General features: G+C 45.9%; 9 protein-coding genes, 1 other RNA gene and 2 pseudogenes. 4 read left to right on the forward strand and 8 right to left on the reverse strand.

Annotation, left to right across the window (positions count from 1 at the left end; translation table 11 throughout):
• Positions 1 to 254: 254 nt before the first annotated feature.
• From NKI27_RS03475 to NKI27_RS03485, 3 genes are all read left to right on the forward strand, one after another.
• A complete protein-coding gene (locus NKI27_RS03475) occupies positions 255 to 512 on the forward strand; it encodes a hypothetical protein (protein WP_265048310.1) in 258 nt (85 codons plus the stop codon).
• A 201-nt stretch (positions 513 to 713) separates the two neighbouring features.
• A complete protein-coding gene (locus NKI27_RS03480; protein WP_265048311.1) occupies positions 714 to 1,292 on the forward strand; it encodes a DUF2780 domain-containing protein in 579 nt (192 codons plus the stop codon).
• A 90-nt stretch (positions 1,293 to 1,382) separates the two neighbouring features.
• Positions 1,383 to 1,997 (forward strand): hypothetical protein, encoded by a 615-nt coding sequence (locus NKI27_RS03485; RefSeq protein WP_265048312.1) that lies wholly within the window; start codon positions 1,383 to 1,385, stop codon positions 1,995 to 1,997.
• 120 nt (positions 1,998 to 2,117) lie between these two features.
• Here NKI27_RS03485 and NKI27_RS03490 read toward each other — a convergent pair.
• The 8 genes and pseudogenes from NKI27_RS03490 to smpB all read right to left on the reverse strand — a co-directional run.
• Positions 2,118 to 2,489 (reverse strand): annotated as a pseudogene (locus NKI27_RS03490) (DUF4112 domain-containing protein); the annotation flags it as partial.
• A 63-nt stretch (positions 2,490 to 2,552) separates the two neighbouring features.
• A pseudogene (locus tag NKI27_RS19475) lies at positions 2,553 to 2,861 on the reverse strand (endonuclease/exonuclease/phosphatase family protein); the annotation flags it as partial.
• A gap of 243 nt (positions 2,862 to 3,104) precedes the next feature.
• Positions 3,105 to 4,388 carry a DUF6160 family protein gene (locus tag NKI27_RS03500; protein ID WP_265048313.1) on the reverse strand — a complete coding sequence of 428 codons (1,284 nt, stop codon included), beginning with the start codon at positions 4,386 to 4,388 and terminating at the stop codon, positions 3,105 to 3,107.
• Positions 4,389 to 4,607: 219 nt separating this feature from the next.
• Positions 4,608 to 6,266: an acetolactate synthase large subunit gene (locus tag NKI27_RS03505; protein ID WP_265048314.1), complete on the reverse strand. Its 1,659-nt coding sequence runs from the start codon at positions 6,264 to 6,266 to the stop codon at positions 4,608 to 4,610.
• 10 nt (positions 6,267 to 6,276) lie between these two features.
• Positions 6,277 to 7,908, reverse strand: a complete 1,632-nt coding sequence (locus tag NKI27_RS03510) for an FAD-dependent oxidoreductase (protein ID WP_265048315.1) — start codon at positions 7,906 to 7,908, stop codon at positions 6,277 to 6,279.
• Positions 7,909 to 8,203: 295 nt separating this feature from the next.
• Positions 8,204 to 10,291 (reverse strand): neutral/alkaline ceramidase, encoded by a 2,088-nt coding sequence (locus NKI27_RS03515; RefSeq protein WP_265048316.1) that lies wholly within the window; start codon positions 10,289 to 10,291, stop codon positions 8,204 to 8,206.
• A 527-nt stretch (positions 10,292 to 10,818) separates the two neighbouring features.
• Positions 10,819 to 11,205, reverse strand: a transfer-messenger RNA (tmRNA) gene (ssrA, locus tag NKI27_RS03520).
• 128 nt (positions 11,206 to 11,333) lie between these two features.
• A complete protein-coding gene (gene smpB, locus NKI27_RS03525; protein WP_265048317.1) occupies positions 11,334 to 11,813 on the reverse strand; it encodes an SsrA-binding protein SmpB in 480 nt (159 codons plus the stop codon).
• A gap of 243 nt (positions 11,814 to 12,056) precedes the next feature.
• Between smpB and NKI27_RS03530 the strand changes: the two genes are divergently transcribed.
• A complete protein-coding gene (locus tag NKI27_RS03530) occupies positions 12,057 to 13,520 on the forward strand; it encodes a sodium-dependent transporter (protein ID WP_265048318.1) in 1,464 nt (487 codons plus the stop codon).
• Positions 13,521 to 13,642: the final 122 nt, after the last annotated feature.

Below are 13,642 nucleotides of genomic sequence, written 5' to 3' on the forward strand. Positions count from 1 at the left end.
TATTGCTTGAATGTATTGAACTTGTATTTTTTTGTATTTACTATACTGGGAACAAACACCGATACTTAAAGGGTGCTTGTTCAAATTTATCTACTATCCAAGGAATGGATATATAAACAAGGAGGTATTATGACCTGCAATGATTTTTCTGATTTTTTTGGTTTGACCGCCGCTGTATATGTAAATATAAAAGCGTTGCTTGAGGCGGAGCTACTATCCCACCCAGAATTTATTAATCCTATTGGGTGACTTATATGTTTGAGCATTGGACTGGTTTATTTTTAGTAGTTGGTATCGGATTGGCCATTATGTTGATAGCTGAGGTTTCGAGTTATGCCAGAGAACGGTATTTAATCAAAAAAGGGGTTTTGTTTGCCGTTGAAGAAACAACCGAACAAGACATTCTAAGATTAAAAAAAATGGGCTATTCGGTTTGGGCAATTAAACGCTATAGGCAATTGAACAAAGGTGTCTCGCTAAAACAAGCCAAAGAATATATCGCCTCGCTATAAGTAAAAGGGTAAAACCAATAGAGGCAGACTCGATTGTTCTCCATATTCCAGCAAATGCCTGCTGATAATTAGGGTCATAGAAGGTTCAATCGAACTTGACCCTATCGGTTTCACTAAAGTGGAGTGAAATGATGCGCTGCTAACGAATTTATTTGATAAACTCATGATGTAACGTTGACGTAAATCTACAGGGAGAGAACTATGCAAAAACTAGTGGTCGCTTCGGCCCTCATCTTAGGAATAAGCGGTACGGCGCAGGCCGGTTTTTTTGATTCAGTGTTGAGTGATCAATCGGCTGCAGTGGAGAAGGTCTCTCAGGTAGTAGCAACCGAGAAGAGTACAGCTACAAGCCCTATGACTGATTCTGCGATGGATATGGCTGCCGGTCTTATTCCCACGCTAACACAGCAACTGGGTGTGACAGAAACACAAGCTCAGGGCGGTATGGGTTCATTGTTGGGCATGGCAAAGCAATCTTTGTCTTCGGGTGAGTTCGAACAGTTGGGTGCTGGTGTTCCGGGGATGGATACACTGCTTGCGGCGGCTCCTGCACTTAGTGGTGGTAGCAAGGCCGGTGGACTGGGAAGTATGCTCTCCGGCGCGGGAGGTCTGGCATCATCTGTGGGTGGAATGGCTCAATTAACCCAGCAATTTGAAGCATTGGGGCTCAGCTCCGATATGATTGCGCAATTTGCAAATATTGCCGTTCAGTATTTTTCCCAAGGCGGGAATGCTACCGGTGGTTTACTGGAAAAAGGCCTGGCTTCTATTCTGGGTTAGCGAGTAATGAGGGCAGAGTAACATTTTTCGTCACTCTGCCCTTTGACCGTTGTAAGCGGCCACTTTCCAACGCGTTTTAGGGTATTCAAAATGTCTTTACCTGCAACCAATATCACGTGTAATGCTTGTCACTACTCAGGTTCAACAGGCGTGGCGTTTGGTCTATTCAAATACCAAACCCCCTGTGGAAATATCACCCTCCCAAGGGATCTAGGGTGGTGCAATACCTGTAAGTCGGTGGCGGCCATAGAAGATACGGATCAGGCTGCTAGATATGAATCGCTTAAGGATGATATTTCAGGTTTAGCATCGGACTTGGCTGAGGAAATAGAAAAGGCCAAAAGGTCGAGACCTCTTCTCCGCCGTTTATTCTCAAAACAAAAGCCAGACAACGATGAGATTCGTTTGATCCGCGCTAGCTTGGCTTGTTTAAATGAAGAGCTTGCAAACCCTTCAGTACTGGCGAGTTATCTGAGGTCGGAGAGGGGCGCAAAGTGCTTGTCGTGTGGTTCTTCTGAGGTGTTTATATTTCCGCAAATTCCTGCAGGTATTGACAGTTTTTATAGTGAAGAACGAACTCCCGAAGCTATTGGAATAAAGCACCCTGGGTGTGGCGGTGAGCTGTATGCTACAACCAGTGAGCTGCGGCTAAACATAAGGCTTACAGAGAAACGCTACTCGCTTGATGGTGAGAGAATTTCATAGCGGGATTGTCTATGGTGTGAGGTTTATTTGGCTTAAAATAAACCCGCCCGCCACGAGTGCAAAAAGGATCGACAAGCCAATTAACGTTCGCCAGGGAAAGGGAGTGGTAGGAGGCTCGGTTGCAATTTGCGCTTCCAGATAGTTTTTTAGTAAACGTGTGTTACGGGTGTTGGCCTTAAAGATGGCATCGAAGGCATCTCCTACTACTGGTAGCAGTCCTCCCACAAAGTCGATACCCATATTACGCAACATTCGGACTTTTACCTTTTTCGATGTACCTATGCGGTGTGCTTCGAATAACACATAAGAAGACAGGATCAGTCCGGCTACATCGCCCACTATTGGTAATAAACCGATCACAGCCTCTACTCCAAACCGAAATTTTGTGAAGGGTATGCCAATGTTGCTGTCCGTAAAGCGACTAAACTTTTCCAATCGTTCTAGTACCTTTCGCTGTTCTGCTTCTTTATTCTTCTTTATAGTGTTGTTCATTGCTAATCGACTTCTTATAAATAGTGAGCTAAAGGCAGTCTTGTTAGCGCCTTTTAGTTGCGCTTATTCACTCGGTTCGGGTACATCGTGTTTATTGACGTTCTGCTCTTCAGCGATCTTTTTTGACCATTTTTTGTCTTCAACATCAGCCTGCAAGCCTTCTTGATTGTTACCGTTCTGTGGAGCGAATTGTAGCTTAGTTAGCAGGGAAAAGTGATCAGAACCTATTGAGGGCAAGCGTTGTATGGACATTAATACAAAATGCTGGCTATGAAACAAATGATCCAAAGGCCAGCGCAGCAAGGGATAGTCAACGTGAAAGGTATTGTACATTCCTCTGCTTACTCGCGGGTCTAATAAACCACTGATTTCAGTGTGGATGCCGAGATAAAGGCAGTAAGGTCGCTAAAACAATTAAAAAGGTTAAACAACTCAGCACTAGAAATATAATTAAACCCAACGTTTAATAGTTATTTTTAGAGCATACTTAAAAGCTGAGCTGTATGCCACAACCAGTGACCTGAAGTTAAACGTAAGATTTTCAGAGAAACGCTACTCGCTTGATGGTGAGAGAATGTCCTAGCGGGGTTGCCTGTTATGTGAGGTTTGCTTGGTTTAAAACAGGCCCACTCCACGATCAATATACTCACGCCTTACGCCTTGCACCCCGTTATAAACCTCGCTGAGATTCACCTCTACTGCACCGGTAGGCAGATTTAAAAAAGCGCCAGATGTTGCCCTTACAAACTCATTCATGGCTTGCTTACCGGCTGGGCCTGTTGACCAGTCTACATCTCGTGTTTGGAAAGACATAAATACGCCTGATACGGTATCCGTTATATATTGTCGCCCATTAATTTCTTTAACTTTACCGATGGGCAAACTTTGGAAATTATTAAGCGGGAAGCAAGTAGGGATACCTAGCATTGCACAGTCTTCTGATTGAACGTAGATTTTATAGCAGGGGGATAAATTAAACAGGCCGCAGCCGGCCCAGCTGACACGCTCTGCGCGTGAGTCGCTCGATAGTAAACCCACATCAGACAGGATAGGGACGGCGGTTGCTGCAAGAAAGTCAGCGCCGGCTATTGTGAATTCAGTGCCGTTTGCCATGCCAATATTTGAAGACCTTATGGCGTCAGGGTTTCCATTTTCATCGACGAGTACTGCTTGTGCACTTAAGTCTCCACCGGCTACCAGTAGAGGGGTTAACAGCGTTAATGCACTTTCAATGATGTTGCCATCTTGTTTTTTTCGAGCTTCTGATAATTCTTCAACGCCATCTCGGATATTGACATCAATCGCGCCTGTTAAGCCGAGAATATTGCCCGATAAAATACCTTTAGCGTCGCCAAAGCCTATTCTTACACCAATCACATCATTGGTGTCTTTATCACGAGCAAATTCAATAAAGGGGTCGTTTATCTCAAACGGAACGATCTCGCCTTCATCATGTTTTATCAGCTGACCGTATTGGTTATATTTTGCCACCATCGGCACCGATTTATAGCGGTTGGCGTATTCTTCATTGTGTATGTAGCCCAAGGTGAAATCTTCAGCCAGGATATCTGAACCTACTTTTTCTAGCCCAACTTCGGTTCCGTTGCAGGTGTGGCATGCGGTACCGTTTAAACTAGGATTGGTGGGATGATGCTCCCACCGATGATAGGTGCCGAGTTCTAGTTTGTCGGCGCGGGTCAGTGTTTCGACCTGCATTCCCACGTTAACTCGGGTGTATTCAACGTTAGTTTCAGTAGGGTGGTTGGTTTGATCTATCGATACATAAGCCTGACCTGATATTTCAGATAAACCTTCATCAGAGATGGCTTTGAGTTCTGCAACGGCACTTGTTGTAAATATCGCCAGAAATGATGTGGCTAGTAACGTAGACGTATCCATACCTTCTTCCTTAAATAATATCCATTTATAAATAACTGCACATTTGTGCCAAATATTATTTTGATTAAGGGTGCCCGTCTGAGACGCAAATCTCAAAACTGTACAATTGTGCAATTAATGGGGAGGCAGACAAAAAAAGGGGCGGCGGAGCGATGATGATTATCGCTACGCCGCCCCGGCTTTTTTTATATAGCGAGGACTATTTATGAAGAGCTAGGGTTAAGGTGCTATCTTTTTCTTGAGTGACCGAGTTAACGGCAGCGGTAGTTTGGGTAGAGATTTTAATAACCAAGGCAAGACTTTACGCTTCACGCCGCTTAAAGACTCAGGCACCATTACTTCAATGAGGTGGGGGCCCGAATGACTCAAGGCGTACTCCAATGCTTTGCTTAATTCTTCACCGGTTGACACTCTTACACCGTGAACGCCCATGCCTTGTGCGATCTGTGAGAAATTTAGCACTGGGCCTTTCAAGTCGAGCTGAGACTTCGCTTTTTCACCGACATTGTCGACACCGACCCGCTCCAACTCAATATTCAGAACTGAATAAGAGGCATTGTTAAAAATAATGCTGGTGACATTTAATCCTTCACGCGCCATGGTCCACAATGCTTGGTTGGTATACATCGCTGTGCCGTCGCCAATCAGTGCTAGTACAGGGCGATCTGGACAGGCAATGGCTGCACCAACAGCATTGGGTAAGCCTTGGCCTATAGCGCCTCCTGTCAGGGTGAGCATGTCGTGACGCGGCGCGCCTTCGGTCATGACGTTTAACATCAAGCCTGAGGTGATGGCTTCGTCGACAATAATGGCGTCTTCTGGCAAGTAATGCCCTACGGCTTTACAGACTTTATCTGCAGTGAGTTTGCCACTCGGGCTATCGGGGCGTTTAGGTTTCTGTAAAGCGGGTGTTGCTTGCGTCGCGCCCAACGCCTCGGCGAGTTTATTGAGGCTGGCTGTGGTGTCTTGTTCCTCGTTTGCAAGAGTGTGTACGGTACAGCTGTCTGGCACTAGATAACTTTTTTTACCTGGGTAGGCAAAGAAAGAGACGGGGGCTTTACTGTCGAGCAGTATGAGGTTGTCGATATCTGCCAGTTGGATGCTGGCGAGTTCTGCTAAGTAGGCAATCCGCTCAACCGGTGGTATGCCTGCACCCCGTTCAATACGGACAGGGAAGGTTTCAGCAAACATTTTAACGCCGTTGTTAGCCGTTATTTTAGCGGCTGCTAGCAGACTAGGTTCACGCAGGGCGCGCCCGCCTAATAAAAATGCCGATTTTTTACCTGCACGAATCGCGGCGGCTATTTCTTCGACCACTGCATCATCTGCTACCGGAGCGGGCGGTTTAGGAGGCAGTGAGCAAGGCTCTGCGCCTTCTCCCCAAGACACATCAGCGGGTAGAATGAGCGTGGCGACTTGGCCTGGTAAACCCCGAGCTACCGTGATGGCATCAATGGCATCTTTACAGAGTGCTTCGGTGGTTTGTGAGGTGCGAACGAACCCTGGGGACACGTTGCGGGCAATGGTTTCAATATCTGACTGCAATTGGGCGTCGTATTTCACATGATGAGTGGCATGATCGCCTACGATATTAATAACAGGTACTTTGCCTTTGCGAGCATTATGTAAATTGGCCAAGCCATTGCCTAGGCCACACCCTAAATGCAGCAACGTGGCGGCGGGCTTATCTGCCATGCGCGCGTAACCATCGGCTGCACCTGTAGCGACCCCTTCAAACAGGGCGAGTACGGCTTTCATTTTGGGTTCGCTGTCGAGTGCTGCAACGAAATGCATTTCACTGGTGCCTGGGTTAGAGAAGCATACTTCTACGCCAGCGTCGACCAGGGTTTTCATAAGAGCTTGAGCCCCATTTAACATTATAATTCTCCTATAAATTCGTCGCTGAAACGCTGTCGCTAATGATTGAACGGGCGGCGCTACGGGCTGTCATAATACAGCCTGGTAAGAAAGTCCCTTCTAATGACCGCTTGCCATTTGAGCCACCTCCACCAAAGCCGGCTGCTTCGCCGACACAATATAATCCGGCGATTGGTTGGTCTTCTCTGTCTAACACTTTGCAATCGAGGTCGGTACATAAACCACCCAAGCTTTTTCGGGTGATCAGTTGCATACGAATAGCGATAAAAGGGCCGGCTCCTGACTTTTGTAGTGGTGCGGGTTTGCAGGTACGAAGCTTGTCTGGCCCCCATTGTCTGGCATGAAGAATACTGCGAATTTGGTCATCATTTTCCAGCTGGTTACCCTTGTCAAAATTGGCATCAAACTCGTCGACGGTGGCTTGCAATACCGTTGGGTCAATGTCGAGAGAGCTGGTCAGGGCATTCATTTTACCTGACAGTCCTTCTAGGGTGTCATCGACCAAAAAGTCCGCACTTTCACTGGCCATTTGTTTGATCAGGTTTTGATTGCCTAGTAGTAGGTCTTTTACGAAACGAATAAATTGTTTATCACGAATTCGCTGGTTGTGCTCTGCACCAGAAATCGCAAATTCTTTGATGGCAATGCGCCAGTTAAGAAGGTGCCATGTCCAAGGTTTTTCTTGTTCTGCAACTCGTTGGCATAACGCGTGGGTATCAAAACCTGTGACGAGTGGTTTCGGGCCTATGCGTTCTCCTTTATGGTTTAACCAAAGTGCCGACTTGCATGGAATGGTCGATAATCCATGACCTTCAAAATGAGGGTAAGGGTGAGGAAAACCAGCGGCGTAATTCCACATTTCACCTGCATTAACAATACGACCGCCCAGTTTGTTTTCTACTTCATGATGCAGCTTGCCGTCTGCATAGGGGTGAGCACCATTGAGCATGGTGTCGGGTATTGCCCGGTGTTCTGGCCAGTTAGTGCGGCATTCTTGATGGCTGCCATTAAGGCCGCCGGTCGCCATGACGACCACAGACGCATGAAACTCTATATGCTCATGGGTTTCATCATTGATGCCTACTGCGCCGACTACGCGATCGCCTTGTTTAACCAGCTCAGAAATGCGGTGCCGGTGTAACAGCGTAAGTCGATTTTCGCTATTGGCGGCATGCATCGCGGCAATCATGGTTCGGGTGAGTTCACGAGAGGTACCCCAAACGACGTGGTAGCGAGGTACGCTATTGCCGTCGCCATACAGTCCTCGCTCTACCCAGTTGACCGCCGGCATAAATTTAATGCCTTCGTGGGTTAGCCAGTCATATACTTCAGTACGAGAGTGTTCAACATAGTACTTTGCCCAGTTGAAGGCGTGTGTGTCGTGAGTGTCGAGTTCACCAAAGCGAACCCAGTCACGTAGCGCTCGCTTGGGTGAGTCGGGTATTTTCATCGACGCTTGCAGTGGGGTGTCTACTAACATCATGCCGCCGAAGGCCCATAGTGCTAGCCCCCCAAGCCGTTCGGGTGTGTCTCGGTCAACTAGCGTAACGGTTTTTCCTGCACGTAACAGCTCTAGTGCGGTGACGATACCGCTAATGCCGCCGCCTACGACCAATATATCTGTTGTTATTTTTTTAGCCATTAAGACTGCCTTTTCTTATCATTTTTATATTGGGATAGCATAAACGGTTTTTTTAAAAAAAGAATTGGCCGTAGGGGACGAGTAAATTGACCCTGCGGGACCAACAAGCAAGGTTATACAGTAGCAGTTGAATATTATTATTGCTATATGGCTGGTCGGTTGTCTCGAATGGGTTGAAAAGACGCTCGCTACCCAACATAACAAAAGGTCAGGCTCGATTGAAAATAGCGCTTAGTTCACTATAAAACAATCGAGACTGACGCTTTTGGTTTTAACGGTTTTGGTTTATAGACTTTTAATTTACCGAGAAGCTCCGGCTAGTCCCCGTATATCCCACGATTTTGCCTGACCAAGGTTTCTTTTGATCACCATAATGCCTGATACGGTAAGTGCCAGATGCTGCATCTGCGGGTATGTTCCAGGTTAGTATGGCGTGAGACGTTCCCCAAAATCCATCAATACGTTTCCACTCGTATAGAGTCTCCCAGTCATTGTCGTTAGCCACGACTACCCACTGACGGCCATTCCAACGCTGAACTTCCATAAAGGTGCCCTGGGTTCTCAGGTTGTTTTTAGGGTGACCTGACCAAAACTTAACGACTACTGAATCTGATTTCTGGTAGCGTCTATTGGCATTTTGAACGACATCACCAATGCGTTTAAAAATTGGGGCTTGATCATGAACCACTCCGGTCTGGAAGTTAATGGTCTCACCCGTTAAATCGCGTGGAATCGGTTCGATAGTAGGAAAAGGAACGGGTTGAAGGTTAGGTGCAGGCGACTGACCCGGTGGAAGCATATCCGCAGCCAATTGATAGAAAGACTGTTGGTACGCGGCCAATGTCCAAGGGCCGAAATGCGTAGAACCGCCTTCATAGTGCTGAAGATCATACTCTTCTTTAGTGGCCACATAACCGCTATAAGCGTTGGAAAGACCGGCTACTACGGTGTAATCCAACTGCTCAGACAGTACGCTTTCTACTGTGTTCATCAAACGTCTGCCAGACATAATAGTAAACTCAGCTGGCACTGCCAAAATACCTAGTTGGCCGATTTTATGGAGGGATAAAGGAAGCACCTCTGGCGTCCAAGGGTAGGGGGATGTTTTACCTTGTGCGATCAATACCGCTTTAGGTGCATGACATTCAAGATCTTCTTGGCTAGGCGCAACAATCATGCTGCCTATAAACTGGTAAAAAGGGTTTGCCTGAGTTGAGCCTTCACTAAATAGATCCGGACCTCGGCCATCTTCTGTGCCTGCTGCAAATGATTCACCTAATGCCGCAACGCAGGTTGTTTTTTGGCTGCCATCCGTAAAGTCTCCAGAGATCGTGGTTGCAGACATGTCTACATAGCGATGGTTAAACTCAATGCTGCCTGTTAACTGTTCCGTCGCGTTATCGTATAACTCAAGCGCTTTGTCATATTGACGTTCACCAATTATTCGAACATTTTCGAAGCGATTTGATGTAGGGCCACGACCTTCAGCATCTGGGTTGACGTTAGGCGACATATCACCGGCATTGCTTATGGCAAAAGCAGCGACAAAGTTATTGTTTCCTTGGTAGGTTGAGTGCTTATGCTCTTTTTCAAACAGGTAAGAGGCATGCCCTTTGTTATCGCCACTGAGCAAGTTTATATCTCCACCCATGGCATTAGGGTGAGTCGCAAACCAGCTGATCATACCGACTTCACTGGCATTACCCTGAAGTATTTTAAGAACCGTCATAGGTTTTTGAATCGACCCATCATACTGGCTGCGCTCTGCGTTAGGATTGTTATTGTAAGCCTCAATAGAACGGTTATAGCTGGCATTATTCAGATCTCCGCGGTTAATCAGAATACGGCCAGGCTGTAGGTCGTTATGGGCTTTTTCGATAGAAGCAACAATGCCATCAACCTGTGCGTCATAGGCTTGCTGAATAAACCCCATAATGGTGATGTCATAAAGCGCATAGTGCGATTGTCCACCCACCGCTGCGTGCGTATGCGTCGCGCTTAGTATGACATTACGCTCATTGTAGGTATCGCCGTATTTATCTGTGAGCTTTTGTATAACGCCCTGAAACACAGACTGAAACAGCGCGCCTGCATCAACGCTCACAAACACCACACGTTTATCGGTATTGGGCTCTGCTATCACATAAGCTCTAGACCATTGCCTAAAGTGAATACCCGCGCTTTTCTGATCTGGGTTAGCATACCCCATCAAACCCACTTCAGCGGCAGGGCCGGTAACATCGTGAATGCCTCTACCCACTAGATAGTTGTTTTCAACACTCCATGCGTTAAGAGTAGGGCTACAAAGCAGCAAAACGAGCAGTGCTTTTTTTGCTGTAACGTATAGGTTTTGTCTCAATTTTATTTTTATTCTAAATAACATAATAAATTCCCTGGTAAGACTTCAAGGAATCCCTTTTGGGTGTGCGTGATTTAGACGCTACCGCTACTGCGTAAAGAGACTCATCGGGCTCAATAAACGCATTTTAGTACTACAACAACTCACTTAACGGTTAACCGTAAGCGTACTTCTGTTATCTGAAATGGTTTGGTTAAAAGACAAATTGAAAACGCTATCGGTATTGGATAACGAGTAACGTGACAACTTATCACCTATATAAATAGCTTATAAATTTAAACATGACAATATGTCACCTATTTAAATGGCTGTATGAATAATGAACGATGTTAAAAGTGTGACGTATAAGTCATTCGTGGGGGGGAATTAGGCTTAGTGAAAAAGAATTGAGAGGAAACCAGAAAACTTCTCAATCAGATTATATCGAAGTGAGGATGAAGTGAATTACTCAACTTAGTCGAATTGGGGGTGACGTGGGGGCGTGGGAATAAATTTAGATGATGCAGAAATGAAAAAGCCCTAACAAATTCAATCTGTTAGGGCTTTAAATTTGGTGGAGACGGCGGGGATCGAACCCGCGTCCGTCAGCACTCTGCCATCGGCTCTACATGCTTAGTTTCCGTTAATTAGTTTAACCTTCCACAGCCCAACGGGCAGGACGTGGTTGGCGATCTCAGTAAAATTTAACAAAACGACCCTGAGTGTGTCGTGTTGCGGTCCTGTTCTCAGTGACAGTCAGTAGCGCGATACAGGCACCTTGCTAAAGACCGCTAGGGTCGAAACCCTAGAAGTGTTCTTTCACTGCTTACGCAGCTAGTTGAGCACCGTAGTTGTCATCATTTGCAACTATTAGTTTACAACTTTGATTTTACGAGATTGGTTGCCATCTCGGCATGCACCTTTGGTTTTGTTACCAGCGTCGAAGCCATGTCGTCCCCAAGGTTAGTTAAGTATATAGGGGCGTTGAGGCAAAGTACAAGGGGCGTGATGAAAATAATGTTAGAGTTTGACATAGGCTTCAGTGAGGTGAAGCCTATTAGAGTTGGCTGTATTTGAGGCGGTGGAATTATAGGGCTTTTTGCATGGTGCGTTGTTTTTCGCGATTCCAGTCTTTTTCTTTCTCTGAGGCACGTTTGTCGTGTTGTTTCTTACCCGTAACCAGTGCTATTTCACACTTTACTTTGTTGCCGCTCCAGTATAGCGCTAACCCTACACAGCTACGGCCTGTTTGGTCTATTTTGGACGCTATCTTGCTGATTTGTTTTTTATTTAAGAGCAGCTTGCGTGTTCTGGTCGGCTCAGCAATGACATGGGTAGAGGCGGTGGTTAGTGGTGAAAAATGAGCACCATGCAGCCACGCTTCTCCGTTTTTTATCATTACGAAAGCGTCAGTTAGTTGGGCCTTTCCCGCGCGAAGGCTTTTAACTTCCCAGCCGGTGAGTACGAGGCCTGCTTCAAACTTTTCTTCTATGTGGTAATCGTGGCGAGCTTTTTTGTTTTGCGCGATGGTTCCGCTGCCGAGACTACTCTTTTTCTTTTTAGCCATTATCGTCTTTTATTTAGGAAATACTTAATGAAGGAGGGCTATTGTAACGCAACCCCAGTAATAATCATGTGATATTTGTAAAATATCAAGGTTAGGTGACCCCTTTTACTGACTTTAGTGCGAATAATCTTATAGAATTACTGCCTCTTTTGCCTCTTGTTACTTTTAAATGGTTGCAGCGCCGATCGTTGACGGGTATGAGGCATTTATACATGATCTCACAAGGATGTACAGCGAGGTTGTATGCTAGGTAAACACGAAACTATTCACGGCTCTTGGAATAGCCAGCTAACATTTGTTTTAGCGGCTACAGGCGCTGCTGTTGGGTTAGCAAATTTATGGAAGTTTCCTTACCTTGCAGGTTTGCATGGTGGTGGATTTATTATCGCTTATGCACTTTGTTTGTTGTTGGTGGGTATCCCGATTGCAATGGCAGAGGTGGCATTAGGCCGGCAAGGGCGTAAAAGCCCGATTACCAGTATTAATGCGCTGGTGAAAAAGGCCGGGTCGGCACCTGCGTGGAAAAGCATTGGTGTGTTGTCGGTTATTTCAGGTTTTATGATTCTAACGCTGTACTCTGTTGTTGGCGGTATGGCGCTAGCTTATGTGTTTTCTTCAGCCTTCGGTGAGTTTGTTGGTGGAGAGCCTGCTCAAGTAGTGGACGTTTTACGCCGATTACAATCGTCACCTAGTTACTTTTCTTCATGGCATACATTGTTTTTACTGTTGGTGGTTGTGGTGCTAGCGCGCGGGGTTAACCGTGGGTTGGAGCGAGCTGTTAGAATTCTACTGCCATTGATCGCTGTTTTAATGCTGATTCTGCTGTTATTTTCTGTTCAGAATGGGGCAATGAAAGAAGGTGTTAACTTTCTATTCTCGATGAGAAAACTCACCCCTCAAGGATGGTTAGATGCTTTGGGGCATGCGTTTTTCACCTTGGGTGTAGGGGCTGGGGCGATGATGGTATATGGTGCCTATATGCCAAGCCATGCCAAAATTGGTCGGCTGATGCTTATTGTTGCGGTTTTAGATTTAGTCGTAGCTGTTGCGGCTGGTTTGGTGATATTCCCTATCTTGTTTGTCAGTTCTTTAGAGCCTGTTGCAGGTTTTGGTCTGGTTTTTCATTCGATGCCGTTAGCCTATAGCACTATTGAGGGTGGGCAGTTTATGAGTGTGATGTTTTTTGTGTTGGTCACCTTTTCGGCGTGGAGTTCAGCGATTGCGGTTATGGAGCCTGCAGTGGCCTGGTGTGTTGAAAAATTCAATGTAAATCGTCGGTTTGCGACTTTGTTAGTGGCGGTGAGTGCATGGGGAGTGGGGGTTGCTGCTATTTTGTCGTTTAGTAGTTGGCAGGGCGTTCAATTTTCTGGCATTGGTATTTTTAATGGTCTCGATATTGCCACGTCTCGGCTGCTGCTGCCATTAGGTGGTTTGTTAATCTCGCTTTATGTAGGGTGGGTGTTGCAAAAAGAGTTTATTGGTCCTCAATTCGAAAATTATCAACCTTGGTTTTTTAGTCTTTGGCGTTTAATTTTAAGGTGGTTTGCGCCGGTTGCGATTGTTACTATTTTTGTGTCTAACTTGTTTGAGCTTGGCGAAGACCTTTGTGAAAAAGGAAGTGATAGCTTGCTTTGTTCTACGTTAGATGTGCCTTCCGAGCCGCTTAAAGTGAATGACGGTGAACTGAGTTCCGATAGCACCGGATAGTCGGCAGATTGTTTAGATGAGATATTGGCAGAAAATAGTTAGAATAGCGTGTAACAAAATGCAGATTAGATAAAGTGCTTTAAACAGTCTCTTTTCTGACTTATTAATGGTTTATGGTGTTG

Origin of the sequence: Alkalimarinus alittae, assembly GCF_026016465.1 — a bacterium.
In the GTDB taxonomy this organism is placed as follows: Bacteria; Pseudomonadota; Gammaproteobacteria; order Pseudomonadales; family Oleiphilaceae; genus Alkalimarinus; species Alkalimarinus alittae.